The sequence below is a fragment of the Drouetiella sp. genome, from assembly GCF_059504425.1.
Map to the genome: position 1 here is coordinate 40,967 of NZ_JCACIN010000040.1, position 26,224 is coordinate 67,190.

A 26,224-nucleotide genomic window follows, 5' to 3' on the forward strand; every position below is an offset into this window, starting at 1 on the left:
TAGCGATAGCTTGCGTTGAAAAATGCAACTTATGGCGGTTGCCCGATCGCATATTTTCACTCCTGGTCTGAACTCCTGCTAGATAGCTAGCGATACTCAACTGATTAGTCTCTAAGCATTCCTTGCTATGGAGACTGATTTTGTATCCAAATTCACATCTCTTATAGAAATCTATGAACAATCCCGATCGCCTCAAAGAAGAAAATCTGAAACGCCTCCAGATGTTTATCTATTTGGTTCCGGTCGTGGGATTTTTTCCGGCTCTCTGGACACTCTATCGTGGCAAAGGCGATCGGGAGCTGCTCAATGCCAGTCGCTTGACTGTGACCCTGGCAGGAGGCTGGCTGCTAGGCTATCTGCTGCTAGGAGCCGGAGCCACAGCTTTCGACGGCATCAGCCTTCAGCTCTTGATTATGGCAAGCCTGCTGACCTCTGGCTACTTCGTGGTCAATATTGTGCTGATGGTACGGCTCTGGCAGCACAAGGCTTTGCGCCTACCGGGATTGAGTCAATGGGGCGATCGCCTTCCTTGAAATCTTTCCTGCAAACATAGCAACCGCCAAGGCGGTTAGGACGGGAACATTTAGGGTGGGGCGCTTCGCGCCCCACCCTAAATGTTCTAAGTAAACTGGCGACAGCCATGTAGGGAAGTTTAAGTTTGTGAGTTTCAAGTTCTAATTTGCCAATTCCAGACTAGACTTGAATCTCGTTTGCTCTTATGCTCTCCCTACCCCTAGCGTGCGAGGAAGTCCGTGACCCTGAACGTCTTTAATTCTTCTCCTTCTCCTACACCACCGCCAGAGCAGGTACAGCACCGTCGCTGGCTATGGCTAACGCTAGGAATAGTAGGAGTTGCCGCAATATCGGCTACAGCCGGGGCGCTACTGGCAGTATCTATGTCTAGTCAGCCATTAGCGCAGCGGCATTTGACATCAGAGGAAGCCAAAGTCTTCAACCAGGGAGAAATTTCTAGCGGCGATTTGCAACTGCCTGTTCTGACTCGGCCAGTCAATATTTTGATTTTGGGCACAAAGGTGCTGTCCTCAGATGTTGCCAATCCACCCAGTAGCTCCAAGAACCTCGGCTATGAACCCACGATTAACTCTCTGGAGGGGTTGTCGGACACGCTGCTGCTGCTGCGGTTTGACCCCGCTAATCAGAAGCTAATCGCCCTGTCCATCCCGCGAGATACGCGCACTTTGGTCGCAGGAAGGCTAACCAAAATCAACGAAGCCAACGCAGTAGGGGGACCTGCCTCAGCCGCTAAAGCAGTCAGTGATCTATTAGGGGGAGTTGGCATCGATCGCTATGTTCGCATCAACGTGTTAGGCGTCGGCAAACTGGTAGATGCTCTGGGGGGCGTAACGACCTATGTGCCGCAAGATATGCGCTACCAGGATGATACCCAGCATCTCTACATCAATTTGAAGAAAGGTGAACAGCATCTTAATGGCGACCAGGCGCTTCAGCTCTTACGGTTTCGCCATGATCAGTATGGCGACATTGGCAGAATTCAGCGCCAGCAAATGTTGATGCGATCGCTGATGGAACAAACGCTAAAACCTGCAACGGTTGCTAAGCTGCCTCAAATTCTTGCCGTCATCCAGTCCAATATTGATACAAATCTCAGCATCGAGGAACTAATTGCTCTAACGGGATTTGCTGCCAAAACCGATCGCGCTAAAGTTCAAATGCTCATGGTGCCTGGAGACTTTAGCTCCAGCGACCAGTCTGAAACAAGTTACTGGTTGCCTAGTGAGGACAAGATTACTGCTCTGGTGAGCCACTATTTCGACATTCCTGCACCAGATTATGCTGGCGATAGCTTGTCCGCACCTCTGGTCAGAATCGCCTTGCAAGATAGCACTGGACAGACTGAGCTAGCGCAAGCAACGCTGAAATCCCTAGGAGAGGACGGTTACAGCAACACATTTGTGGATAATCCCTGGAGTCAACCGTTAGCCAAAACTCGAATTATTGTGCAACAGGGCAATGCATCGGCAGGTGAAGCCATTCACAAAGTTTTAGGGTTTGGAGAAGTTCTTACCGAAAGTACAGGCAACTTAGAGTCAGATATCACAATTCGCTTGGGGCAAGATGCGCTGCCTGTTTTGGGTTCTGAAACCTCAGCTCCTGCAGTGGAAAATCCTGAAGCCACAGAATCCGCTTCTCCTGCAAATGCCTTGCCTAGTCCTTCACCTCTACCAATGAATGTTCAGTAGATTACGCGATGTGCGACTCTTTTCCTAAGGTTCTTGATCTGCGTGGGGCAGGCAAGATACCCGTCCTACAAGATTTTCAGCCCAAGTTGCACATCGCGTTAGATCACAAAGTCATCCTAGGTTTTTCCAAAAGCTGGATTTCAGAGGCGCAGAGCGCCTTTGAAATCCAGCTTTTAGGGTTTTGTGGCTCACAACCTGTTGTTGATTACAGCTATCAACTACCGTTCAGAAAATTTGGTGAATTAGCAGGGCGAGGTACACCTGCATCAGGCAAGCCCCAATTGATCACCTGCTGTCGCAAAGCTCCTTCAGTTTGCCAGCGATCGATCGCCCGATTGATCCCTCGACGCAGCTCGTCATACTGCACGCCTCTAGGCAGCGCCACTGCCAGCGGCTCAGCGCTAATTAGATTAGGCAGGAGAGCATAGCGCGGGTCTTCCTGTACCCAGCCCGTTAAAACGCTAGCATCGGCAGCAAAGACAGTCGCCTGACCAGAATCTAAAGCATCTTTTGCTGCCTGGTAAGACACAACGCCCATCAGTACAGCATTGGGGAAAAGCGATCGCACCTTTGCTATGGTATCTGAGCCATTTAGAACGGCGATCGTCTGATTCTGCAGATCTTTGAAGTTTTGAATGCTAGGGTGGGTCAGAAATGCCGTGCCGTCTAGATAATAGGGAGTGCTGAAGCTAACAAGGCGCGATCGAGACATGGTGGTGGCAAGTTGGGCGATCGTCACATCAACTTCTCCATCCAGCACCGCAGACAGTCTTTCTGAGTTGGCTAAGGGCTTCAACACCAAGGCTTCCGAGTCCCCCAGTAGCTCTTGAGCTAGATAACGAGCAAGGTCAATTTCAAAGCCCTTGAACTCTCCCTGTGCATCTCTAAAAGCCAAAGGTCGCAGGTTATCTTTCACCCCCACGACCAAATGACCTCGTTCAATTATTTCCTGGAGTTCTGCCGCTGAGGCAGTCTGGGCAAATATCCCAGCGTTAGCTACCAAAATCAGAGCTGTTAACAGCTTCAGAAGTAGTTTACGGCGCAACTCTGATAGCCTCCAAATTGCTAGAGATACTTGCCCTCTAAAGCTATCAGCTAGGGTTTGCTGCAATCTCGACCACTTTCTGAAAGCCAGTCGGATCAAGAACCGCCATCTGCGCCAGCATCTTACGGTTGATCTGGATGTCTGCTTTTTTCAGACCCCCCATCAGCTTGCTGTAGCTAATGCCGTGCTGACGAGCCGCAGCGTTGATGCGAGTAATCCACAAACGACGAAAATCGCGCTTGCGTTTGCGGCGATCGCGGTAAGAGTTTCGCAGGGCTTTCATCACCTGCTGGTTTGCTGTGCGGAAGAGCTTGGAGTGAGAACCCCGGAAGCCTTTAGCAAGCTTAAGAATTTTTTTGCGGCGTTTTCGAGCAACATTACCGCGCTTTACACGTGTCATAGTGAGACTTCCTTATGGCGTATATGCCGTATGGGTTATGTGAATGCGTTTGTCGTGTTCTTCAGGTATCAGGTGGCGGAGAAAACCCGATCCCTTGAATATGGTGTTCTGTGGAGCTAGACCAGAAAGGAATCCTTAAGAATCTGAACTGACGAGTTCCAATGTTTAGAGGTAAGGGAGCATGAGCTGTACGTTTTCAGCATCGCGCTCATTCACGACAGCCATCCCGGATAGGGTGCGCTTGCGCTTTGCAGTTTTGTGCTGCAAGAGGTGATTCTTGAACGCCTTACGACGCATCAGCTTACCTGTACCACTTTTCTGAAACCGCTTAGCGGCTGCTTTGCGAGTCTTAAGCTTTGGCATGAGCTTGAGGTAGTTTCTATTTTTGATTTAGCACAGTCTAAGATTTTAACCCTTAAAGGAGATACACTGCAACTCCAATTCGGGAACAAATTCAGGGAATGGGTGAACCGCGATTGCGATCCCCAACAGATTTAGTCGAAATGACCCACAAAATAACCTAGTCTCTATCTAAACGTTGATCCCAAAGTGGTTTATTCCTATTTACACTTGAGTCCGGATCGTTTACAGTCCGAGTCAGGGTCTGAATTTAACACTAGATATTCCCTGGAAACACGAATTTATGCCTGATGATTGGCTAACTCCTAGCCACTTTGTTATTTTTGGGCTACTGCTAGGGTTTGCGATCGCCCACAGCGGTCTGGCAGCTTTAAGACCTTGGGGAGAGCAGAAAATTGGTGCCCGCCTGTATCGAGTCCTCTTTGCAGGGGTGAGTCTGCCCTTCGCGATCGTTCTGGTGGCTTATTTCATCAATCACCGCTACGACGGACTGCGATTCTGGAATGTTCAGGGCGTGAGAGGCGTTGAGTCCTTTGTCTGGCTGCTTTCGGCGGTTTCGTTCCTCTTTCTCTATCCAGCTACTTTTAATCTACTAGAGGTGGCAGCCATTCAGAAGCCGCAGGTTCACATCTACGAAACGGGGATCATTCGGATTACGAGACATCCTCAGATGGTGGGTCAGGTGATCTGGTGCATTGCCCATTTGCTTTGGGTGGGAACCAGCTTCACGCTTGTAACCTCATTGGGGCTGATTTTGCATCACCTGTTTGCCGTTTGGCATGGCGATCGCCGTTTATCTGCCCGCTATGGAGAATCCTTTGATTCCTTGAGATCCCGAACTTCCGTAATTCCATTTTTGGCGGTTGTGCAAGGTCGTCAAACGCTGAAGTGGCAAGAGTTTCTGCGTCCTGCGTATTTGGGAGTGACAGCATTTGTGCTGTTATTTTGGTGGGCACACCCACTATTCATTCGTGCAGCTGGCAATATAGCCTGGTAGCATGATCCCAAGCCTTTTTAAAGATCCCTTTAGAAACTGAGTTTTAGACACCAAGTTCAGACCCAAAATTTAGTTCCAGTTAATTCATTTTAAAAAACTAGCAAATTAACAAGAGGTATCAATGGCGCTATCGGTCTGCCAAGCAACATTCAAACAAGAAGTTTTAGAATCTTCTATTCCTGTTCTGGTCAGTTTCTGGGCACCTTGGTGTGGGCTATGCCGATTGCTTGACCCGATCTTGCTGGAAACTCAGGAAAAGTGGAAAGGGCAACTTCAGCTTGTCAGCATCAATGCCGATGAAAACCTGAAGCTAGTTAGCACCTACAAATTGAATACGCTACCCATGGTGATGCTGTTTGATGAGGGCAAAGTCCTATGCCGGATGGAAAAGTTCTACAGTCGTGAAGACTTTCGCACCACTTCAGCAGAGCTTGAGGCTGTGCTAGAAAGGATTATCAAGCAGTACAGCTTGTCTAGCTAGCTTGTATTAACTGAATATCCCAGATTGTAATCTCCTAGATTAAACAGGGTGTAAGGGGAAATATGGTTGAATCTCGTCGCGCTTCTGCTCACGCTTCCACTGTTCAGGTTCGTGTCGTGACGACTCCAGCAGATGCTGAGCGATTCTTGGACGTTCCGGCTGTAGTGTATGCGGGCGATCGAAACTGGGTGCCCCCCCTCCGCAGCAGCATTGCCAAACAGCTAGCGCCAGAAAGTCCGTTTTTTCAGTACGGCAGATTGCAGCGGTTCATTGCGATCGCACCTGATACTGAGCGGGCGATCGGGCGAATTGTAGCTGCCGTGAACGATCGTCTGGTTGAGCGACAGGGGCAGAATGTCGGCATATTTGGCTATTTTGAATGCGTCAATGACTTCGGCGTGGCGCAGGCACTCTGGCAAGCTGCCTGTGAGTGGCTACGGCAGCAGGGCATGACCTCAGTGCGAGGGCCAATTGATCTCTCAACCCACAACAATTGCCTCTTTTTGGTAGATGGCTTTGACTCACCGCCCATGGTGATGATGCCCTACAACCCACCCTACTATCCGCAGTTCATTGAGCAGGATGGCTGGACGAAAGCAAAAGATGCATACTCCTATGGTTTGCCCTTGGGGCCAGGGCTACCCAGCGAGTTTGAGAAAGGCTACCGGATTGCTTGCAAATCAGGCGTGACGTTTCGCCCGATTCACCTGGAGGGAGAAGCCTTTGAGCAGGATGTGACGAAGATGTATCACCTGTTTAACACTCTGTTTGCCAACAACTATAGCGCTACGCCTCGCACCCTAGAAGAGTTCATGGAAGAGGCAAAAGACCTGAGAACTTTGGTTGATCCAGATGTGTTTCCGATCGCCGAATATAAGGGCGAAATGGTGGGTTTCTTCATGAGCTTGCCCGACTACAACATTCCACTGAAGCAAGTGGGTGGCAAGCTAAACTGGCTGGGCATTCTAAAATTCCTTTGGTTCCGTCGTCAGATTGACCAAGGGCGAGTGCTGGTCATTTGTGCGCTGCCAGAGTTGCGTCGCAAAATGGTGCCCTTGGCACTGGTCTATCTGGGGATGCAAGGCTGTATTAAGAAAGGGAAGCCCTATAAGCGATCGGAGCTGGGGTATGTGTATGAAGACAATATGCCTTCTCGCAAAGTGGTGGAAGCTGCAGGAGGCAAAATCTGTAAAACCTACCGCATCTATGAAAAGTCTTTAGTCTAATGCTGCGTTTGCAACCGAACAAACAGATGCGTTAGGTGGGAACTTAACGCATCTGCTTATTGGTAACTACTTCAGGCTTTGCAAGTACGCTTCGACCGCCTCATTAACAATATCCGTCATTGGCTTGCCCTGCTCAACGGCTGCTGCCTTGAGCCGATCGTATACGCCATCCCGGATGCCCACCCGATAGCGAGGCTTGCCGCTGATTAGCGCCTTCAGTCCAGTATTTCCCGACTCATAGGTGGCAGCAAACTCCCGCAAGGTTTCAAACCCGACGCGATCGCAGAAGTTGCCAAAGCTCTCGCCCTGCTTGCGATGCTTCTTGAAGTAGACAAACAGCGGCTCCAGCGTGACTTCTAAATCAGCGATCGCCATGTTATCAACATAAGCCTGAGACAGCCGAGTCTGGTTAGGGGCAGCCCCTAGCCAAATCTGATAGGCTTCAGGAGACTGACCCACAAAGCCCAGCTCTGCTAGATAAGGACGGGCACAGCCATTGGGGCAACCCGTCATCCGGGTAATGAAGCTCTCTTGAGGCAGACCTACTTTGTCTAGCAAAACCCGAATGCGATCGAGAATGCTGGGCATGACTCGCTCTGACTCAGTAACGGCTAAACCGCAGGTAGGCAGTGCCGGACAAGCCATGGCATTCCGCACTAGGGGATCGACCTGCTCCGGGCGTTTGATGCCAGCGCGATCGAGAATACCCTGAATCTCTTCCTGGTTTGCTGGGTCAATCTCGTAAAGCACTAAGCTCTGGCTAGGGGTAAGCCGAATGGGCAACTGAAACTTCTCTTCAATCTCTCGCAGCGCCGTCTTAAGCTGCCAAGCATCCTCGTCCTTCACCCGACCGTTTTCGATCGAGATCCCCAAAAACAGCTTGCCGTCGCCCTGTTCATGCCAGCCCAAATAATCTTTATATTCAAACTCTGGCGTGGGCTTGAGGGGATGCATAGGCTTACCCAAGTAGCTCTCCACCTTTTCGCGGAACTGGTCTACACCCCAGTCGTGCAGCAAGTACTTGAGACGGGCATGACGGCGGTTAAAGCGATCGCCATAGTCTCGCTGAGTCGCCACGATCGCTTTAACCGCATCGTATACGTCTTCCTTGTCCACATAGCCGATCGGGTCAGCGAGACGGGGGAACGTCTCTTCTTTGTTGTGGGTGCGCGCCAGACCGCCTCCGGCATAGATATTGAATCCTTCCAGCTCGCCCTGGCTGTTGGTAATCACCACTAGGCTCAGATCTTGGGAAAACAAATCTACCGAGTTGTCACCCGGAACAGTGACACAAGCCTTAAACTTGCGCGGCATATAGTGAACGCCGTAAATCGGCTCGGCGGTGTCGTGAACGATCGTGCCGTTGCCGTTGCGGTGCAGGGCAGCAATCACGTCAGGATGCGGCTCGGCAGTAATTGCCTTCTCGCCATCTAGCCAAATCTCGTAGTAGGCATCGGTTTGGGGAGTGAGCAAATCGGCAAAGCGATCGGCATACTCACGCGCCAGCACGTACTCAGGGCGATTTTTGTAGGGAGCCGCTGGAGCCATGACGTTGCGGCTAACATCACCGCAGGCTCCCAGAGTCGATCCTAGGTTACGAACGATGCTAGAAATCACCGTTTTCAGGTTTTGCTTGGGCACTCCATGAAGCTGAAATCCTTGGCGAGTCGTGGCTCTCAGGGTATGGTTGCCATACTCATCCGCCAATTTATCTAGCGCCAGGTAAAGCTGAGCCGGAATGTAGCCCCCCGGATTGCGGGTGCGCAGCATGAAGCTAAAATCTTTTTCCTGACCTTTAACGCGGTTGTCGCGGTTGTCCTGCTGATATGAACCATGAAACTTGAGGATTTGGATGCCGTCTTCGCTGAAGTGTGTAGTGTCTTGAAGCAATTCAGTCGCGACAGGTTCACGCAGGGCATGACTGCGTTCTTTGATGCCTTCGACCTTGGAAACTTTGTCAGCCTTGAGGACTTCAGCAGGAGTAATAACCATTTTCTATTAGCTAAGCAAATCTTGTTATTAACGGTATTCCGATTGGAATTACGGTGAATTCCAAACACACCTCTAATTTTAGCATTACACCCTTTTATTAGAATGGGCAGCAATATTAGGAAAAGTTTGAGTTTGCCGCTAGCTTAATGTCGCACCACCCAAGATCTCTCCTACTTGCAGCCGAGCGCCATTGGCAAAATCCCAGCCCGACTGCGATCGCTTTCCCGCCAGCTGCGCTTCTTTCAGCAGTAGTGCGCCGTCGCCTGTCTGAATTACTGCCCCCTGTCCCTTCAGCAAGCCAATTACCGCTCCAGGTGCCTCAGATTGTTCAGGGAGATCAGGCTCAAGCAGATCAGGCTCAAGCAGATCAGGCTTAATAGGGTCAGGCTCAACGGGCGCTGTAGCCGTCACCTTTAGCAACTGATCTCGGAGTGTGGTCACACAGTGGGGATAAAACCCTCGAATTTGGTTGTGGAGAGCGATCGCGGGTTTTGCCCAATCCAGTTGATAGTCGGCTTTTTGGATCAGCGGCGCATAGGTTGCTTCATCATTATCCTGCGGTACGGGCTGAAGAATGCCCTCTTGCAAACCCAGCAGCGTATCCACCAGCAAATCTGCGGCAGAAACAGACAGAGCTTTTGCCAGATCCAGCGCATGGTCTAAGGGAGCGATCGGGGTGACAGATTTCAGCAGCATGGCTCCTGTATCCATTCCGGCATCCATCAGCATGGTAGTAATGCCCGTCTCCAGTTCGCCATGGTAGAGACTCCACTGAATCGGCGCGGCTCCTCGGTATTTAGGCAATAGGGAACCATGGGCATTGATGCAGCCTAAGCGCGGCATATCCAAGATTTCTTGTGAAAGAATTTGCCCATAGGCGACCACCACAAAGGCATCTGCTTTAGCCGTCCGGAGTTGGGCTAACACCTCCTCGTCTTTTTTGATGCGACGCGGCTGCCAGACTGGAAGCTGGTAGCTGAGAGCGACGCTCTTTACCGGAGAGGGAATCAGGTCATTACCGCGCCCACGCCGCTTGTCGGGCTGTGTCACTACAGCCACTACCTCAAACGCCTCATGTTGAATCAGCCGCTCCAGGCTAGGAACCGCGAATTGAGGCGTACCCAAGAAAACAATTTTCATTTGCAATTTCGCAGAGATTCTATCCGCCAACGCTACCAAGCGCCAATGCTACTGAGCACCGACCCTACCGACGGGGTTCAATCACAACTTCAACGCGGCGGTTGCGCTGGCGGCTCACCTCAGTTGCGTCATCCACGAGAGGCTTGCTGTGCCCATATCCGGCAACCGTCCAGTAATAATCCTCGCCCAGCTTGCTTGAGAGATATTGCTCAACGACAGTTGCTTGCGCAAACGTACGGGCACGATCGCCCCCTTCAGAGCCTTGATTGTCGCTATGAGCTGCCACGCGGATGGTGGCACCGGGATAGCGCTGTAAATCCGTCAAGATAGTGTCTAGGATAGCTTGTGAATTGGGCTGGAGGGTCGTCTGGTCGCCGACGCGATCGAATAAAGCGTCTGTGGGGAGCGTCACCATCAGCGTATCTCTGCTCGAAACTCTGGTCGTGGCGGGTGGAATGCCCGTTTGCCCTGCTCCTCCGGCAGCTCCTCCAGCGGGCGGCACCATGGGTACGGCAAATCCAGTCGGGTCAAGCTGTTGCTGAAGCGATCGAATGCGTTCTTCAAGAACTAACGCCTGTTTTGCCCGCTCATCTTCTGCAATTTGATCTTCTGCAATTTGAGGGCGAGCGCGCAAGTTTGCCAATTCCTCCTGCATCTGAGTTAGCTCGGTTTGAAGCCGCTGCTTGTCTACTTCAGAACGGGAAGGAGTAGAGGGAATTGGGCTGGCAGTCGAAGGGGCGATCGCGCTGGGCGGCGTTAGACCTAGCGTTGTGGGTATTTGCTGTAGCTCTGACCACAGCGCACGCGAGCCTTGCATCACTTTCTCGACCAGGGGAGGCTCCTGAGTTTTGGGTGCCGGGTAGAATTGGGCGATGGCTACCCCCAACAAAGCCGCAAAACTGCCGCCGACTCCCAGCAGCAAAAGCCTGAAAATGAAGACCAAAAATCCCCAACCTGCTGAAGACCGAGGCGGTTTTTGCTGAGAGACTGAGGGTTGGGGCGTTAAGGATGGGGTCATATAGCTTACCTCCAGATGCCATGCCATGATAGCTTGCCACAGATTTGAAATACGCCCTTAACTACCTTAATTAAGATTAGCGAAGTTGGTTGAAATGAGTGGGGCGATCGCTCAATTCTGTGATACACCATTAGGTCATATCTACCGCTTAGCTCTGCTGCGTTCTCAAAAATTAAATTTAGCCAGCCATTAAATTTAGCTCTGTCGAGCGTCTATGCCCATAGCCATCGATACAGGGGTGCAGCGATCGGCTACGTGAAAAGATTCTAGCAACTGTCTCCGCCTTTGTTTGAACAGCATTTGAACAGTTTCTCGAAGTTTGTGTGGGGTGGGTCGTGCTTCAGATTTGTCCTCCCATTTTTATCCCCTTGCCATGATTTCTCAGCCTCTTCAACTTGATCCATTGGGTAGTCCTCATCCCGTTCCTTGGAAGTGGGTGATGTCAATGCTGTCGGAGCGATCGACATTCCCCAAAGTGCGTCATTATCGCAGCCAGTCGCTGCTGTCACCTGACGGTCGGTATGCAGCCTATAGCCGCATTCAAATAAAGCTGGCTAGGGACTTCACCCAAAGCCGCATTAGCAGCACCCTTTTCCTAGAGAATTTGCAGACGGGCAGCTTGCAGAACATCGCGGCTTCGTCTCCGTTTGCCGATAATCCGTTTGCTGAGGATTCATTGAGTGCAGATGGTGTAGAGCCAGTAGAGGTCGATCGGTCAGGAATCATTGCCATCCTGATCCCGGTTGCCTGGTCAGAAACGGGCGATCGTCTTCTGGCTCGTGAGTTTGAGTCTTTTTTAGGCAGCGATATTGCCTCAGATTTTGGCGTGGTTTGGGAGCAGCGATCGAATCGGGCACACACGATTATGCCGAACAAGATTCAGTATACCAACGCCATTTTGCTGGGCTGGAGCCAGTGCTATCCCGATCGCGTTCTGTTTCGGGCGGGGATGATGGGCGATCGGGATTGGTCGCTTTACGCCGTCGATACCACAGGGCAGACGATCGCAGTGACAGACGATCGCCCTGTAACCTTTGGGCGAATGGTTAACAGCGTCTGGGCAGGACCAGAGACTGGCAAACGTTGTCGTGATTAGGGTCGTAGCTCTGCCTGCAAGAAATCAATAAACTGTCTGGCAGTGCGTCCCGATCGCCCGTTGTGGCGCGTTGCCCATTGCAGCGCCCGCTGGTCTAGCTCTTCAGGCGCAAGGGCGATTGCGCTCTGCTGAGCCAAGTGCCGCACGATATCGAGGTAGGTTGTCTGGTCGGCTGGCTCAAAGGTCAGGGTCAAGCCAAAGCGATCGCTAAAGGACAGCTTCTCCTGAATCGTGTCCCAGGCGTGAATTTCGTCAGCGTCTCTTGGCGCAGGACGATCGCCAAAAAACTCGCGGATCAGGTGGCGACGGTTAGAGGTAGCATAGACGACAACGTTCTGCGGACGCGCCGTTAGGTTGCCCTCTAAAACAACCTTGAGGGCTTTGAAGGCATCCTCATCTTCCTCAAAAGACAAATCATCCACAAACAGAATAAATTTCTGGGGTACGGTACGGAGGCGATCGGCAATAGTAGGCAAATCCTGTAGGTCGGTTTTAGTAACTTCAATCAGCCGCAAACCGCGATCGCCATACTCCCCCAATAAACTTTTGACCAAAGAAGATTTGCCCGTGCCGCGACTGCCATACAGCAACACATGCAGCGCTGGAGCGCCCGCCAGCAGAGCCTCCGTATTTTTGGTCAAAGCCGCTTTCTGCCATTCGTATCCTGTAAGGTTTTGCAGCTGAATGGGGTCAGGGTAGGCAATGCCCACAAGCTCTGACTGCCAGCGAAAGGCGCGGAAGGCGGCAAATATGCCCGTACCGACTTGACGATAATGGGCAGCTAAAGGCTCCAGTAGCGTTGCCCAATCGTCTGAGGCGGCAAACTTTGCGCTCAGGTTCGTATCTAGGACAGCGGTAGACGGACGCGGCAAATCCCAAGCTATAGGAGCATCAGGTAGCTCAGCCGCCCTTTGCACCCAGTGACTCATCTGCCAATGGCAGCTGTAGAGAGCTTGGAGCGATCGCAAATCTTGTCGTGCTGCTGCCAGTAATGCCTCTGGAAGAGCGCCACATTCAGCCTGCTGTACCTGCCGACTAAAAGGGTTATCCGCTTCCAGCACCTTAGAAATCAGATACGCCTGCCAGGTTATGTTGCTTGAAGCCATCAGATTAAACCAATGTCCATAGGCACATAAACAGAGAACTGCCCGGTCATTAGATTCTGCCGAATGGGGTTCTAATAAAGCTTGCAGCAAATTTAGAAAGGCTTTGCCTACGTCATTTTCTAGAACAGATTGGTAAAGCAAAAGTGAGGCTGTTTGACGTCGTAGTGTCTGGACATCGGAAATGGGGATTGTCATTGGCTTAATACTCTTCTGCGTTTTCTCTAGCTTGCGATAATATTCAAGCTGACCGTGACACCATAACTTGAAGCGCAACGGTCTATGGAGTGTTGACAAACGTGAGGCATATATGCTGCCTATGCACAGACATCAGAGAAGAAGAAAATTATCTCTGACCGTAGCGATCGTTCTATTTATTAGCAGTTTTCTGCTTCTGATGCTGCTGTTTTCCTACTGGGTCACGCCCAGAATTCCTATTATTGGATTTCATGGCATTATCGATTTAACACATCCTGCTTTGGGAGCCATTCTGAATCCAACGGCTCAACGCATGACCTATCCAATGCAGGATTTAGAGAAGCTTCTAGAGTATTTAGTCCGCAGTCATTATTGGTTTCTTTCGGCTCAGGAAATGCAGGATTTTTTTATAGAAAAGTCGCAGTCTATTCCCGCAGATCACAAGAGTCAAAAACCTGTCATGGTGACTTTTGATGATAGTTATAAAACGGTATATACCAACGTTATTCCAATTCTTGAGAGATTAGAAAAACAGTACGGGCACAAGGCGAAAATGGTGCTGTTCATTAACCCAGGAACGCTGGCTAAACCCAATCACCCTTCTACCCTTTATCTAAGCTGCAAAGATTTGCAGTCAGGATATGAAAAAGGCTATTACGATATTCAATCCCATGGACAAAACCACAAGAATCTGACAAAGATTAGCGATCGCGAACTGTTAGAAGAATTAGTGCAGGCTCAGACTCAGTTGCGTAGCTGCATGGCAGGATTGGCGCCTGAAAAAGCGATCGCAGCTCATCTGGCTTATCCCTATGGCAGCATGAACAATCATGTAGCATCAGTAGCCTCTAAGTACTATCATTCAGGCTATCTTTATAACAGTAGAATCCTAAGATTTTGTTGGTTAAAAGATCACTATCGCATTTCTCGGCTGACTACAAATCGGAATAAATCAGTCGATCGCCTCATTCAAGTAGTAGATCAAGCCATGGAAATTAAACGTGATCAACCCTGCTCTAGATAAGTTGAATGCCTATGATATTTTTTATTGTAGAGGCTTTGGCTTCACAACAAAAAATCATTACTTGAACATTGCTCCTCAAATATCATAGGAAAAGTTTGCTATGGGACTGAAAGAGGAAATTCTGTGACCCTAAAAAATACAAACGCTTTGCCTCGCGCGAACGCATTAGATGCTCTTAGAGGATTGGCAATTCTGGCAATGGTATTTTCAGCAACCATTCGCTACGAAATTTTGCCCACCTGGATGTATCACGCCCAAGTGCCACCTCCCAATCATGTCTTCAATAAAACTTTGCCGGGTTTAACCTGGGTTGATCTGGTATTTCCGGTCTTCCTGTTTGCTATGGGAGCAGCTATTCCCCTAGCGCTGTCCCGACGAATAGCTGAAGGTTGGTCAATGCCAAAAATTATTCTACAAATTTTCAGGCGAGGGACAATTTTAGGAGCATTCGCCATCATCTTACAGCACCTTCGTCCTTCTGTAATGGATGCAGAACCTACTCGCGAAACCTGGATTTTGGCAATGATAGGGTTTGCCTTGCTGTGTTTAATGCTCGGTCGTTTACCTGCTTCCTGGAAGCTGAGTCGATATCAAGGACTGATCACATTAACAGGTTGGGCAGCTTGCTTTGTTCTGCTGTCGCAGCTCGACTATGACGGTGAGAGATTCTCGCTCGATCGCAGTGATCCGATTCTGATATCGCTAGCAAACATGGCGGTTTTTGGCTCTCTTCTTTGGCTATTCACCCGCTCAAATTGGATGTTGCGACTGGGTTGCTTGGTAATCTTATTGGCGTTGCAATTTGCATCAGGCTCAGAAGGTTGGGTGCAAAACCTCTGGAGATTTTCCCCAGCTCCCTGGATTTTTAAATTCTATTATCTCAAGTATTTGTTTATCGTAATTCCCGGAACGATCGCCGGAGATTTAATTCTCCAAAAGGCGCAGAACGAAACGGCTCTAACTGAAGCCTTTGAGCCTGATCATCCTCAATCCGCTCCAACAGCCTGGAGTCGATCGCAGCTCATTTTAATCATAGGTTCGCTGCTGCTGCTGTGCATTACGTTGCTGGTGGGATTACAGGCAAGATGGACATTAGAAACGACCCTGATCAGCGGCGTTATGGCAGCAGCTATTAGCCTATTGTTTACAAAAACAGAGCATGAGACTGAGCAGATCATTAAGCAGTTCTATCAGTGGGGGGTCTATTGGTTGGCATTAGGACTATGTTTTGAACCCTTTCAGGCGGGTATCAAGAAAGACCCCTCTACCTATAGCTATTATTTTGTGACAATCGCGATCGCCTTTTTCCTCTTGATAATATCTACCATTTTGATTGAGCGTTTTAATCAAAAGCGGTTTCTCAAACTGCTCATTGAAAATGGTCAAAATCCGATGATTGCCTATGTTGCCTTTGCAAATTTACTCTGGCCGATTCTGCAACTTTTAGGGCTTGAAGATTGGATTATCGCCCAAACTGGAACGCCGATCTTGGGCGTTTTGAAAGGAGTTGCTTACACAGGGGCGATCGCCCTTTTCACCAGTTTCTGTACGCGCCAGAAGTTCTTCTGGAAAACATAGTGTTTGGTCTGAAAGTCTTGTAGGATGAGCATCTTGCCCGTCCGAATCTGGGTAGGCATCTTGACCTGCCCCACGTAGATCAAGAGCTTTGGAAAAAGAGGCGCACATCGCGTGACTCATTAAAAAAAGTGCAGAATCCTAGGATTCTGCACTTTGACTTTTGGAGGAGAGCTGGAAAATGAAATTCAATGAAAAATATAGGGTCTAGCAGTAGACAGTGACATCCTCACCACAGCTATCTGCCAAATAGCAGAGGGCGCGGAAGCGCAGTGCCACAACCTCGTCGTAGAGGGGGTTGAGCTTGCAAAGAGGTGGAATATGAAGAATTGTGTAGCCAAAAAGCTTAATATCGCGCTCGAAGGGACATTGCGAAGGAATTCGCTTGCATAGGAATCTAGCGAATTCAGCATCTTGGACTTTAATGTTATCCAAGCGCTGCCGGATAGGCTTTAGAAGATCAAACGATCGCGATGGCATTGGAGGAGCGGCATGAGCAGCTGCGTCGGCATCGTTGCCAGCATCAGGTGGGTTAATCCACCCCCAGCTCACAAAAGCGCTATCTGCCGTTTCATGTTTTTCAAATGCAGGCATCATCTTTTCCTCTACTCCGGGATACGGTACATAGGAAGCAAAAACTATTGGAATTCCTAGATTATCTACAAGCTAGGAGACGCAATTACCGAAAATAAAGTTCGCAAGCTTCCTCAAGTTTGGGTCGCGTTTGCAGACATTAGGTACGCTGACTTTGTAATCTTGCCCAATGCCGCGATCGCTTTTAGCCTGTAGGATTACTCAAATTTCGCCAGAGAAACGTCAGTCATCTCAGAGGATCTACGGGTTTGAACTCCACTCAAAAAACTGCCGTTCCCTAAGGGAACGGCAGTTTTTATCAACCATAGCTATCACCAGTTTGCTTAGGACACTTTTGGTGCATAAATGTCCCTGTCCCAACCGCCAAGGCAGTTGCTATATGAGGTGAGTCTAAGAGGCAACAGAAGCCACTTTAGCCCCCGATCGCTGCCGTCGGGTAACATTGGCTGGCTGCTCGATCGGAGTTTGCAGCAAAAAGACCAAAGTTGGATTGCTTTGCAGCTCGCGTCGCAGCAGACGGCGCATTTCAGCCTCAACATCAGCGCGAAGCTTTACCCAGTTCACGTCAATTACGCCATTGCTCAGCGTTTGAGAGATTTCCGACCAGCGATCGCTCACCATGTGCTTGATGGTCTGATCAACCGTCTTTTCTAGCTTAGCTTTGTCGATAGCAGCCGCAACGCCACGCAGGTGAATCTCTGGAGTAGCGACCAGTTCACCCGTCCAGCCCACCGAAGCGGCGATCGTCACAATACCTTCCTCAGCTAACTGCTGCCGTTCTTTGAGAACGCGATCGATCACAACTCCTGAACGAGAAGAATCTACTAGCTCAATACCAGAAGGTACCTTGCCAGTCACAGCTATGCTTTCTGGAGTCAGCTCCACCACGTCGCCATTGTTGATGATCACCATGTTTTCGGCAGGAATGCCCATACTCTGAGCCGTCTCAGAATGCTTCACCAGCATTCGATGCTCGCCATGCACAGGCAGGAAAAACTTAGGACGGGTCAAACTCAGCATCAGCTTCTGGTCTTCTTGAGCACCATGACCCGAAACGTGAATACCTTTGTCGCGTCCGTAGACAACTTTGGCTCCCAAAATCATCAGCTTATCAATGGTATTGACGACAGCGATCGTGTTTCCAGGAATCGGGTTTGCCGAGAAGACAACCGTGTCGCCCTCCCGAATTTTCACTTGACGATGCTCCTGATTGGCGATCCGGGTCATGGCTGCCATTGGCTCACCTTGCGATCCGGTCGTCAAGATTAACACCTTGCTGTCAGGCATTTTGTTAACCACATTCAGCGGCACAAACAGATCGTCCTCACATTTGATGTAGCCCAAGTTACGAGCATGGGCAATCAAGTTGAGCATCGAGCGACCGATGACCGATACGGCGCGTTTGTGCTTCTTGGCGAGTTCCAAAATCATATTGATGCGGTGAACTGAAGACGCGAACGTCGTCACCAGTAGCCGACCCTCAGCCTGAGAAAAAACGCGATCGAGATTAGGAAAAACCGATCGCTCCGATGGAGTAAAACCTGGCACTTCAGAATTGGTTGAGTCGCTAATTAGGCAAAGCACACCTTTCTCACCATGCTCAGCCAAGCGTTGAAAGTCAAAATGTTCGCCATCTACTGGAGTGTGGTCAAACTTAAAGTCACCGGTGTGAATCACCACTCCAACAGGAGTATGAATAGCAACCGTGAAGCTGTCCGCCATGGAATGAGTGTTGCGCATATACTCCACCAGGAAGGAGGAGCCAATTCTTACCATGTCGCGGGGGCGAACCGTGCGTAGCTCAGTGCGATCGGAAACACCTGCTTCCTCCAGCTTGTCTTGCAGCAGCGCCATTGCCAACCGAGGCCCGTAAATGACGGGAATATCAAATTGCTTTAGGTGAAAGGCAATGCCGCCAATATGGTCTTCATGACCATGGGTAACAATCATGCCCTTGATTTTGTGGCGATTTTCTCGCAGATAGGTTATGTCGGGTAGAACTATATTCACCCCATGCATACCGTCTGTTGGAAATGCAAGACCTGCATCTAAAAGAACAATTTCGTCGTTGTATTCAAATACGCAGGTATTTTTGCCAATCTCGTGCAGACCGCCCAAGGGAATAACTTTCAGAGCGTTAGAAGAACCGTTTTGATTCATATGTGTCATTGTTTCAGCAATAGGTGTAGAAACTTTATTTTTGAGGCTAATAGGATGAGAAGTGGAGTGCAGCAATAGATTAAAAAGAATTTAGTGAATGGTACAAAAGACGATGCTGGGCAGACAAAACTTCGGTGAGGTTTTACAAAAACTCAGCCTTGTCGGTCTAAGGCACAGCATGGGAAAACAAAGCTATTTAGTTGTCTAGAAACTTGTAATTGTGCGTTAGGCGATCGCCGCATTCGTAGCAGTACTTGCTAAAAGCGCTCGACGAGAAAGGCGCCAATCGGTCAGCCTAGGCTGCCTCTAGTAATCCCAAATTTGCCATGACAGCTTCAAGATCTGGGACAAGGCTACCTAAATCGTCTTCAAGTGGCAATCGAGTCAAGCCCACTTGCCAACCTTGCAGTCTCAAAGCCGCCTTCAGAGGGATAGGATTGGCCGTAGCAAACAAAACCTTAAACAAAGGGAAAAGCTGAAGGTGAATTTGCGTTGCACTCTGCACTTTCCCCTGCTCAAAAGCCTGGATCATCTGCTGCAAATGCTGACCTACCAGATGGCTCGCTACGCTAACCACCCCGCAAGCCCCCACGGCAAGCATTGGCAACGTCAACGAGTCATCTCCAGAGTAAATATCAAATTCAGGAGGAGTTAAGCACTTAACCTGACTAACCTGATCTAAATTACCGCTAGCCTCTTTAATCGCAACAATATTTGGAATCTCCGCTAAACGGGCTACCGTTTCAGGCAGTAGATTCTGACCTGTGCGCCCCGGAATGTTATAAAGCATTAGAGGCATTTCAGGAGCTGCCTCGGCGATCGCCCGGAAATGCTTGTACAGACCCGCTTGGGGAGGTCTATTGTAATAAGGAACGACTTGAAGCGTTCCATCCAATTGTAGCTTATTTGCTTTCTGAGTGGCGGCAATTGCTTCGTCAGTTGAATTGGATCCGGCTCCGGCAATTACCTTGGCTTTTCCGGCGATCGCCCCCTGCACCACCTGAAACAGGTGATATTCCTCATCCCAACTCAGCGTCGGCGATTCACCCGTTGTGCCGCACACCACCAAAGTATCAGTGCCATGCTCCACTAAATGAACCGCCAGCTTTTCGGCAACATCGTAGTTGACGCTACCATCCTGATTAAACGGCGTGACCAAAGCGGTCGAAACACGTCCAAAACTCGTCACACTCTACTCACTCCTCACTTGCACTGATGGTCGCTGTCCTAAAGACTCACGTCAAAAATCTTTACCCTGCACATCCGGTCATAATTTCCTGGCTGCAATTCTTTAGCTGCATCCCTCCGGCTAAAACTAGGTAGACGCAACAGCCGACTGGGTTGGGTAGATTAAGCTCTGATTAGCTAGCAGTTCAGCAATTTGAACCGCGTTGAGCGCAGCACCCTTGCGAATTTGATCGCCACTCAGCCAAAGTTCTAAGCCATTGGGATTGGAAATGTCTTGACGGATACGACCAACCAGCACGTCGTCTTTGCCAGTTGCGTCGATCGGCATCGGAAAGTAGTTGGCTCCCCAATCTTCAACTACCTGAACTCCGGGTGCATGATTGAGAATCTCTCTCGCCTGAACCGCGCTAAACGGCTGATCAAACTCTAGGTTAATAGCTTCCGAATGGGCGCGCAAGACGGGAACCCGAATACAGGTGGGCGTAATTCGCAGACCAGGAACTCCAAAAATCTTGCGCGTTTCGTTCACCATTTTCATTTCTTCCTCACAATACCCCAAATCGTTGAGTTTGGTGTTGTGGGGAAAAAGATTGAATGCCAGAGGATAGGGGAAGATCTCAGTCTTGGGCTGCTGACCTTGCAGAATGGCAAGTGCCTGAACCTTAACTTCCTCCATTGCCCGCGCCCCTGCACCGCTTGCTGATTGGTAGGTGGCAGCCACAATTCGGCGAATCGGCTGAGCCTGATGGAGTGGATAGATAGCAACCGCCATCAGAATGGTCGTGCAGTTGGGGTTAGCAATAATGCCCTGATGGGCGATCGCTGCCTCTGGGTTAACTTCAGGAATCACCAGCGGCACCTGTTCATCCATCCGAAAAGCGCTGGAGTTGTCAATGACAACTGCGCCCGCCTCAACTGCCTTAGGCGCCCAGATCTTAGAAATAGAGCCACCCGCCGAAGCCAAGACCAGATCAACATTTTCGAAGGCGCGATTGTCCAAAGCTTCGACGATTAGGTCTTCGCCTGAAAATTTTAGCCGCTGTCCGGCTGAGCGAGGAGAAGCCAAAAGCTTTAGGTTTGCGATTGGAAAGCGGCGCTGCTCTAGGATGCTGAGTAGTTCAGTACCCACAGCGCCCGTCGCTCCCAGAATAGCAACTCGGTAAGGTCGGGGCAAGTTAATTTCCTCCAGTCAGTCTCATATCAATATCTACTATTCTCTTGTTGCTGCTTAACTTATTGCTGCTTGAACTTGCCAGTAGCTTTGAGCCTAGCTTGGCATGGAGCGATCGCCGCTAGCTCACAAAGCCTTGGATGCCTACAAGCCTATCTTATACCATGCTCTACTCTCCTTCACGTTCCGAAACATAGGGCGCTGAACCCTCAGAGGTGAGAAGTTAATGAGATTTACTGCGGTCTAGCTTTCGTTAGAGGCAGAATCGGCTAACATAACTAATTGCGGCAAAGCTGAGTTTTCTCCATGTCTATTCAGCGGTCTACCCGGATAGTTTGCTTAGCAGTCTAATACAACCTGCGACGAGAATTGCGATGAAAGTTACCCAGGAAAAATTACCCGCTAGCCAAATTGGTCTAGAAATTGAGATCCCCTCTGAGATGTCGAAGCAAGCCTACGAAAAAGCCCTCAAGGAGCTGACTCGATTTGCCGATATTCCTGGGTTTCGGAAGGGCAAAGTCCCCCGTCAGGTGTTGATTCAACGGTTTGGCTCTCTGCGAATTAAGGCAACAGCTGTAGAAGACCTGATTCAGGATGGGATTAAGCAAGCGCTAGACCAGGAAAAAATTGAGGCGATCGGCACTCCTCAGCTGCGTTCTTCGTTTGACGAGTTAGTTGTCCAGTTTGAACCTGGATCGGCACTGACTTTCTTGGCGGCAGTTGATGTGGCTCCCAATGCAACGCTGAGCCAGTACAAAGGGCTGGAAGCTAAAGCTGAAGAAGTGAAATATGACCCAGAGCAGGTAGATAAGGTGCTGGAAGGTTATCGGAAGCGATCGTCTACTTTAGTGCCTGTGGAACGTCCAGCTGAGGAAAACGATATGGCAACGGTGGATTTTGCCGGACGCTTGGCAGAGACAGCTGAAGGCGAGACAGAACCCGCCGAAATTCCGGGGGGCAGCGCCCAAGATTTTGAAATCGAACTGGTGGAAGGCGGCTTCATTCCAGGCTTCATTGAGGGCATCATTGGCATGGCTCTGGGTGAAACCAAGGATATTGCCGTCACATTTCCCGACCCTTATGCCCAGGAAGATTTGGCAGGTAAGCCCGCAGTTTTCACGATTACGCTGAAAGACTTGAAAGCGCGTGAGCTGCCTGAGCTAGATGACGACTTTGCCCAAGATGTCAGCGAATTTGAGACTTTGGCAGAACTGCGAGAATCTTTGGAGAAGCGCTATCAGGACGAAGCAGCAGCTAAGACTAAGAGCAATAAACAAGAGGCTCTGCTAAATGAGCTGGTCAAATACCTGGAGGTTGATCTGCCGGAAACGCTGGTTAAACAAGAGGTAGATTACTCCATTACCCAGACCGCCATGCGCCTGAGTCAGCAGGGGCTAGATATTCGCAAAACCTTCACCGATCAGATTGTGTCGATGTTGCGCGAACAGGCAAGACCCGAAGCCATTCTGCGCCTTCAGCGGACATTGGCTCTAGGAGAGGTTGTCAAACAGGAATCTATTCAAGTTACCCCTGAGGAGGTGACGGCGAAAGTCAGTGAAGTCATGGCTGAAATGGCGAGTCAGCCAGAAGCCGATCGCCAGGATATTGATGTCGATCGCCTTCGTCAAGCGATTGAAGATGATCTGTTACGAGACAAGATTCTCGACTGGCTTGAAGCAGAGGCAAACATCGAGCTTGTGCCTGAAGGCAGCCTGAAGCCTGCGGCTGATGAAACGGTAGATGAGCTAGCGATCGACGAAGTTTTGGAGATCGATGCAGCAGAAGCAACCCTTGATGTGAGTGCTGAGGCAATTGTAGAGGTTCCTGCAGAAGCGATCGAGACAGTTGAAGCTGAGGCTGAGGCTAAGGCTGGAGCTGAGGCTGAAGTTGAGCCTCAATCTACAGCAGTTGAGTCAACTGAGCCTCTAGAAAATCCCCCTTCTGGAAAACCGAAAGGTAAGTCAGCAAAGTCCTAACCTGTCCTTTGAGGTGTGACTGCCTGATTCCATTGCCTTGATTTCACAGACAGTTCACTCCTTACAGCGCTTTGCGCTTGGTTAAATATGGCTTATTTTTGTAGAAGCCTCGCGGAGCGAGGCTTCTACAAAAATAACTGTGGTTTGTGCAGTTGAAAATTGCTGTAAGGTGGGTTTCTTAAAGGAATGCTCTTAATCGGGGGATTTTTCTGGATTCCCCTAGTGCCTGTGCAGTTGAGGCATAATGGTCAAATAGATCCGCTTATTTGGAGTTTATTTTTCTCCTAATTTATGGCAAATTCTCAGTCTTCTCAATTCCCCTTCTCTGATTTCAGACCTTCAGAGCGGTCTTTATCCGATCGGGTGCTAGCTCAGTCCACCTCGCGAGGGGCTGAAGCCGTTGTGCCGATGGTGGTCGAGCAATCTGGCAGAGGAGATCGGGCATTTGATATCTACTCTCGACTGCTGCGGGAGCGCATCGTCTTTTTAGGAACACCTGTCGATGACACCGTAGCAGACTCGATTATTGCCCAGCTTCTGTTCCTAGATGCGGAAGATCCAGAGCGCGATATTCAGCTCTACATCAACTCTCCAGGCGGTTCGGTAACGGCAGGTCTAGCAATTTACGACACGATGCAGCAAGTTCGTCCTGACATCGTTACTATTTGCTACGGTCTGGCGGCTAGCATGGGCGCATTCCTGCTGGCAGCAGGTGCAGCCGGAAAGCGGTTGTCTTTGCCCAGTTCGCGCATCATGATCCATCAGCCTTCAGGTGGGGCGCAGGGCCAGGCGGTAGATATTGAGATTCAGGCAAAAGAAATTCTGTATCTTAAACGAACGCTAAACGAATTGTTGGCTTATCATACAGGACAGCCGTTTGAGAAAATTGAGGCTGATACCGAACGCGATTTTTTCATGTCCGCAGAAGAAGCGAAAAACTACGGGTTGATTGACCAGGTCGTTGTTCGCCACAACCTGCCCATGCCCGGAGAGTCCATTACCGCAGTCAAGTGAGGGGCGAATATGTCTAAGTATGACTCCCATCTCAAATGTTCATTCTGTGGTAAGTCGCAGGAGCAAGTTCGCAAGCTAATTGCGGGGCCTGGTGTCTATATCTGTGACGAATGCGTTGACCTCTGCAATGAAATCTTGGATGAGGAGTTGTTTGACTCTAGCGCAACGGTGCCTCAGCCCTCGGCTCGACGTGACAATCATTCAGACAAACGCCCGGTGCGATCGCCCAGTCTCTCCATGAATCAGATTCCCAAGCCAAGGGAAATCAAGAAGCATTTGGATGAGAACGTGATTGGTCAGGATGAGGCAAAGAAGGTGCTTTCTGTTGCGGTTTACAACCACTACAAGCGGCTGAGCTTTATTCAGAGCAAGGGAGCCGCAAAGCAAGAAGATACGGTGGAGCTGCAAAAGTCCAATATTCTGTTGATCGGGCCTACAGGCTGTGGTAAGACGCTGCTGGCGCAAACCCTGGCAGAGATGCTAGATGTACCCTTTGCGGTCGCCGATGCCACGACGCTAACCGAGGCGGGCTATGTGGGCGAAGATGTGGAAAACATCCTGCTGCGGCTATTACAGGTCGCCGATCTGGATGTGGAAGTGGCTCAGCGCGGCATTATCTACATTGACGAGATCGACAAAATTGCCCGCAAGAGCGAGAATCCTTCAATTACGCGAGATGTCTCAGGCGAGGGCGTTCAACAGGCTTTGCTAAAAATGCTGGAGGGAACGATCGCCAATGTGCCTCCCCAGGGAGGACGCAAGCATCCCTATCAAGACTGCATCCAGATTGACACCAGCAATATCCTGTTTATTTGCGGTGGGGCATTTGTGGGGCTGGACAAGGCAGTCGAGCAGCGGCTAGGCAAGAAATCGATCGGCTTTGTACAGCCAGGAGAGGGGCAGCCTAAGGAAAAACGGGCGGCGGATGTGTTAAAGCACATGGAGCCAGACGATTTAGTGAAGTTTGGCATGATTCCAGAGTTCATTGGTCGGGTGCCTGTGATGGCGGTCGTCGATCCGCTAGATGAGGATGCGCTTTCAGAAATTCTGACGGAACCTCGTAATGCTCTGGTGAAGCAATACCAGAAGCTGATGCGAATGGATAACGTGCAGCTAGAGTTTAAGCCGGATGCGGTACGGGCGATCGCTAAAGAGGCTTACCGTCGCAAAACGGGAGCCAGAGCGCTGCGTAGCATTGTGGAAGAGCTAATGCTAGACGTGATGTATGAGCTGCCTTCCCGCAAGGATGTAACGCGCTGTGCGATTACCCGTGAGATGGTAGAGAAGCGATCGACGGCTGAGCTGTTGGTTCACCCTTCTTCACTGCCGAAACCCGAATCTGCCTAACTCCGACATTCCCCAAAATGCCTTACATCAGTGTGCGCGGTGTTGATCACTACTACGAATGGATTACCGCCGACAATTCTCTAGATAGAAACCCGCTTTCAGACAAGCCCACCTTGGTATTTATTCACGGATGGGCAGGTTCTACACGCTATTGGGAAACCACGGCACGGGCGCTAACTGATCAGTTTGACTGTTTGCTGTACGATCTGCGGGGGTTTGGGCGATCGCTCCTCCCCCGACCGATTCCGGCAGAAGTAGAGGCTTTGGGCTATGAGCTAGAGGGCTACGCCGATGATTTGGCGCTGCTGCTAGAAGCCCTAAACCTGAAACGGATTTATCTTAACGCCCACTCTACCGGAGCCTCGATCGCCGTCCTGTTTGTCAATCGCTATCCTGAACGGGTTGAGCAGGTGATTCTGACGTGCAGCGGCATTTTTGAATATGAGGCGCGATCGTTCAAGCTTTTTCATCAGGCCAGCAAATATGTGGTGGGCTTTCGTCCAGGCTGGATGACCAAAGTTCCAGGGGCTGACCGGATGTTCATGACGCGGTTCTTGCGTCGTCCCATACCGGGAGCAGCTCGAAAAGCCTTCCTTGAAGATTTTGTCGCCGCAGACTACGAGGCCGCTCTGGGCACTGTCTACACGGCGGTTAGCCAAAGAGCTGCCGAGGAAATGCCCCAAGAATTCGCTCAGCTGCCTGTCCCGACGCTGCTGATCTCTGGGGAATACGACCAGATTATCCCAGCAGAGCTGGGTAGACGCGCAGCTGGGTTAAACGATCGCATTCAGCAGGTGGTGATGAGCAACACAGCGCATTTTCCCATGCTGGAGGATACAGAAACCTACCTCCAAGAACTACGGCAGTTCTTGCGTCTGCCCCAGGCGATCGGCTAAA

At 50.2% G+C, this 26,224-nt stretch carries 23 protein-coding genes; 12 read left to right on the forward strand and 11 right to left on the reverse strand.

The features are described from left to right. Positions 1-173 precede the first annotated feature (173 nt). Both AC5JMP_RS08915 and AC5JMP_RS08920 read left to right on the forward strand, forming a co-directional pair. Positions 174-533, forward strand: a complete 360-nt coding sequence (locus AC5JMP_RS08915; RefSeq protein ID WP_495851099.1) for a hypothetical protein — start codon at positions 174-176, stop codon at positions 531-533. Between the two features lie 219 nt (positions 534-752). Next, positions 753-2,222: an LCP family protein gene (locus AC5JMP_RS08920; RefSeq protein WP_495851100.1), complete on the forward strand. Its 1,470-nt coding sequence runs from the start codon at positions 753-755 to the stop codon at positions 2,220-2,222. A gap of 214 nt (positions 2,223-2,436) precedes the next feature. Here the strand turns inward: AC5JMP_RS08920 and AC5JMP_RS08925 are convergent, their stop codons facing one another. The 3 genes from AC5JMP_RS08925 to rpmI form a co-directional block, all read right to left on the reverse strand. Then, positions 2,437-3,267 (reverse strand): transporter substrate-binding domain-containing protein, encoded by an 831-nt coding sequence (locus tag AC5JMP_RS08925; RefSeq protein WP_495851101.1) that lies wholly within the window; start codon positions 3,265-3,267, stop codon positions 2,437-2,439. Between the two features lie 46 nt (positions 3,268-3,313). Then, a complete protein-coding gene (gene rplT / locus AC5JMP_RS08930) occupies positions 3,314-3,667 on the reverse strand; it encodes a 50S ribosomal protein L20 (protein ID WP_495851102.1) in 354 nt (117 codons plus the stop codon). A gap of 165 nt (positions 3,668-3,832) precedes the next feature. Continuing rightward, positions 3,833-4,030 carry a 50S ribosomal protein L35 gene (gene rpmI / locus AC5JMP_RS08935; RefSeq protein ID WP_495851103.1) on the reverse strand — a complete coding sequence of 66 codons (198 nt, stop codon included), beginning with the start codon at positions 4,028-4,030 and terminating at the stop codon, positions 3,833-3,835. Between the two features lie 280 nt (positions 4,031-4,310). On the opposite strand from rpmI, the gene AC5JMP_RS08940 reads away from it, so the two are divergent. The 3 genes from AC5JMP_RS08940 (at position 4,311) to AC5JMP_RS08950 (ending at position 6,731) form a co-directional block, all read left to right on the forward strand. After that, on the forward strand, positions 4,311-5,024 hold the full coding sequence (locus tag AC5JMP_RS08940; RefSeq protein WP_495851104.1) for an NnrU family protein: 714 nt from the start codon (positions 4,311-4,313) through the stop codon (positions 5,022-5,024). Between the two features lie 121 nt (positions 5,025-5,145). After that, positions 5,146-5,505, forward strand: coding sequence for a thioredoxin family protein (locus AC5JMP_RS08945; RefSeq protein ID WP_495851105.1), 360 nt, complete (start codon positions 5,146-5,148; stop codon positions 5,503-5,505). Between the two features lie 62 nt (positions 5,506-5,567). Beyond that, entirely contained in the window at positions 5,568-6,731 is a 1,164-nt protein-coding gene (locus AC5JMP_RS08950) for a hypothetical protein (RefSeq protein ID WP_495851106.1), read from the forward strand. A 66-nt stretch (positions 6,732-6,797) separates the two neighbouring features. Here AC5JMP_RS08950 and sir read toward each other — a convergent pair whose 3' ends face one another. The 3 genes from sir to AC5JMP_RS08965 all read right to left on the reverse strand — a co-directional run bounded on the left by sir (position 6,798) and on the right by AC5JMP_RS08965 (position 10,881). Next, on the reverse strand, positions 6,798-8,723 hold the full coding sequence (gene sir / locus AC5JMP_RS08955) for a sulfite reductase, ferredoxin dependent (RefSeq protein WP_495851107.1): 1,926 nt from the start codon (positions 8,721-8,723) through the stop codon (positions 6,798-6,800). 138 nt (positions 8,724-8,861) lie between these two features. Next, complete coding sequence (fmt, locus tag AC5JMP_RS08960) at positions 8,862-9,863, reverse strand: methionyl-tRNA formyltransferase (RefSeq protein ID WP_495851108.1); 1,002 nt, start codon at positions 9,861-9,863, stop codon at positions 8,862-8,864. Between the two features lie 64 nt (positions 9,864-9,927). Beyond that, entirely contained in the window at positions 9,928-10,881 is a 954-nt protein-coding gene (locus AC5JMP_RS08965) for an OmpA family protein (protein ID WP_495851109.1), read from the reverse strand. A gap of 373 nt (positions 10,882-11,254) precedes the next feature. On the opposite strand from AC5JMP_RS08965, the gene AC5JMP_RS08970 reads away from it, so the two are divergent. Further along, positions 11,255-11,977, forward strand: a complete 723-nt coding sequence (locus AC5JMP_RS08970) for a hypothetical protein (protein ID WP_495851110.1) — start codon at positions 11,255-11,257, stop codon at positions 11,975-11,977. Here AC5JMP_RS08970 and AC5JMP_RS08975 read toward each other — a convergent pair. After that, positions 11,974-13,278 (reverse strand): ATP-binding protein, encoded by a 1,305-nt coding sequence (locus AC5JMP_RS08975; protein WP_495851111.1) that lies wholly within the window; start codon positions 13,276-13,278, stop codon positions 11,974-11,976. The genes AC5JMP_RS08970 and AC5JMP_RS08975 overlap by 4 nt on opposite strands. A gap of 121 nt (positions 13,279-13,399) precedes the next feature. Between AC5JMP_RS08975 and AC5JMP_RS08980 the strand changes: the two genes are divergently transcribed. Together AC5JMP_RS08980 and AC5JMP_RS08985 are read left to right on the forward strand one after the other, a co-directional pair. Beyond that, positions 13,400-14,302: a polysaccharide deacetylase family protein gene (locus tag AC5JMP_RS08980; RefSeq protein WP_495851112.1), complete on the forward strand. Its 903-nt coding sequence runs from the start codon at positions 13,400-13,402 to the stop codon at positions 14,300-14,302. 123 nt (positions 14,303-14,425) lie between these two features. Next, the gene (locus AC5JMP_RS08985) at positions 14,426-15,880 is read left to right on the forward strand and encodes a DUF5009 domain-containing protein (protein ID WP_495851113.1); all 1,455 of its coding nucleotides are present in this window, start codon (positions 14,426-14,428) and stop codon (positions 15,878-15,880) included. Positions 15,881-16,084: 204 nt separating this feature from the next. Here AC5JMP_RS08985 and AC5JMP_RS08990 read toward each other — a convergent pair whose 3' ends face one another. From AC5JMP_RS08990 to AC5JMP_RS09005, 4 genes are all read right to left on the reverse strand, one after another. Beyond that, the gene (locus tag AC5JMP_RS08990; RefSeq protein ID WP_495851114.1) at positions 16,085-16,474 is read right to left on the reverse strand and encodes a Mo-dependent nitrogenase C-terminal domain-containing protein; all 390 of its coding nucleotides are present in this window, start codon (positions 16,472-16,474) and stop codon (positions 16,085-16,087) included. Positions 16,475-16,861: 387 nt separating this feature from the next. Then, a complete protein-coding gene (locus tag AC5JMP_RS08995; protein ID WP_495851379.1) occupies positions 16,862-18,631 on the reverse strand; it encodes a ribonuclease J in 1,770 nt (589 codons plus the stop codon). Positions 18,632-18,926: 295 nt separating this feature from the next. After that, positions 18,927-19,820, reverse strand: coding sequence for a 4-hydroxy-tetrahydrodipicolinate synthase (gene dapA / locus AC5JMP_RS09000; protein ID WP_495851115.1), 894 nt, complete (start codon positions 19,818-19,820; stop codon positions 18,927-18,929). Positions 19,821-19,946: 126 nt separating this feature from the next. Beyond that, positions 19,947-20,993: an aspartate-semialdehyde dehydrogenase gene (locus AC5JMP_RS09005; RefSeq protein ID WP_495851116.1), complete on the reverse strand. Its 1,047-nt coding sequence runs from the start codon at positions 20,991-20,993 to the stop codon at positions 19,947-19,949. A gap of 371 nt (positions 20,994-21,364) precedes the next feature. On the opposite strand from AC5JMP_RS09005, the gene tig reads away from it, so the two are divergent. From tig to AC5JMP_RS09025, 4 genes are all read left to right on the forward strand, one after another. Next, complete coding sequence (gene tig / locus AC5JMP_RS09010; protein ID WP_495851117.1) at positions 21,365-22,966, forward strand: trigger factor; 1,602 nt, start codon at positions 21,365-21,367, stop codon at positions 22,964-22,966. Positions 22,967-23,257: 291 nt separating this feature from the next. Beyond that, positions 23,258-23,980, forward strand: coding sequence for an ATP-dependent Clp endopeptidase proteolytic subunit ClpP (gene clpP, locus AC5JMP_RS09015; protein WP_495851118.1), 723 nt, complete (start codon positions 23,258-23,260; stop codon positions 23,978-23,980). Between the two features lie 9 nt (positions 23,981-23,989). Continuing rightward, positions 23,990-25,327, forward strand: a complete 1,338-nt coding sequence (gene clpX, locus AC5JMP_RS09020) for an ATP-dependent protease ATP-binding subunit ClpX (RefSeq protein ID WP_495851119.1) — start codon at positions 23,990-23,992, stop codon at positions 25,325-25,327. A 17-nt stretch (positions 25,328-25,344) separates the two neighbouring features. Beyond that, positions 25,345-26,223, forward strand: a complete 879-nt coding sequence (locus tag AC5JMP_RS09025) for an alpha/beta fold hydrolase (RefSeq protein ID WP_495851120.1) — start codon at positions 25,345-25,347, stop codon at positions 26,221-26,223. Position 26,224 lies beyond the last annotated feature (1 nt).

Bases quoted from the DNA above. Each gene is read 5' to 3' on its own strand.
- AC5JMP_RS08915 (WP_495851099.1), top strand. From the start codon at position 174: ATGAACAATCCCGATCGCCTCAAAGAAGAAAATCTGAAACGCCTCCAG.
- rplT (WP_495851102.1), bottom strand. From the start codon at position 3,667: ATGACACGTGTAAAGCGCGGTAATGTTGCTCGAAAACGCCGCAAAAAA.
- rpmI (WP_495851103.1), bottom strand. From the start codon at position 4,030: ATGCCAAAGCTTAAGACTCGCAAAGCAGCCGCTAAGCGGTTTCAGAAA.
- AC5JMP_RS08940 (WP_495851104.1), top strand. From the start codon at position 4,311: ATGCCTGATGATTGGCTAACTCCTAGCCACTTTGTTATTTTTGGGCTA.
- AC5JMP_RS08945 (WP_495851105.1), top strand. From the start codon at position 5,146: ATGGCGCTATCGGTCTGCCAAGCAACATTCAAACAAGAAGTTTTAGAA.
- AC5JMP_RS08950 (WP_495851106.1), top strand. From the start codon at position 5,568: ATGGTTGAATCTCGTCGCGCTTCTGCTCACGCTTCCACTGTTCAGGTT.
- sir (WP_495851107.1), bottom strand. From the start codon at position 8,723: ATGGTTATTACTCCTGCTGAAGTCCTCAAGGCTGACAAAGTTTCCAAG.
- fmt (WP_495851108.1), bottom strand. From the start codon at position 9,863: ATGAAAATTGTTTTCTTGGGTACGCCTCAATTCGCGGTTCCTAGCCTG.
- AC5JMP_RS08965 (WP_495851109.1), bottom strand. From the start codon at position 10,881: ATGACCCCATCCTTAACGCCCCAACCCTCAGTCTCTCAGCAAAAACCG.
- AC5JMP_RS08970 (WP_495851110.1), top strand. From the start codon at position 11,255: ATGATTTCTCAGCCTCTTCAACTTGATCCATTGGGTAGTCCTCATCCC.
- AC5JMP_RS08975 (WP_495851111.1), bottom strand. From the start codon at position 13,278: ATGACAATCCCCATTTCCGATGTCCAGACACTACGACGTCAAACAGCC.
- AC5JMP_RS08980 (WP_495851112.1), top strand. From the start codon at position 13,400: ATGCACAGACATCAGAGAAGAAGAAAATTATCTCTGACCGTAGCGATC.
- AC5JMP_RS08990 (WP_495851114.1), bottom strand. From the start codon at position 16,474: ATGATGCCTGCATTTGAAAAACATGAAACGGCAGATAGCGCTTTTGTG.
- AC5JMP_RS08995 (WP_495851379.1), bottom strand. From the start codon at position 18,631: ATGAATCAAAACGGTTCTTCTAACGCTCTGAAAGTTATTCCCTTGGGC.
- tig (WP_495851117.1), top strand. From the start codon at position 21,365: ATGAAAGTTACCCAGGAAAAATTACCCGCTAGCCAAATTGGTCTAGAA.
- clpP (WP_495851118.1), top strand. From the start codon at position 23,258: ATGGCAAATTCTCAGTCTTCTCAATTCCCCTTCTCTGATTTCAGACCT.
- clpX (WP_495851119.1), top strand. From the start codon at position 23,990: ATGTCTAAGTATGACTCCCATCTCAAATGTTCATTCTGTGGTAAGTCG.
- AC5JMP_RS09025 (WP_495851120.1), top strand. From the start codon at position 25,345: ATGCCTTACATCAGTGTGCGCGGTGTTGATCACTACTACGAATGGATT.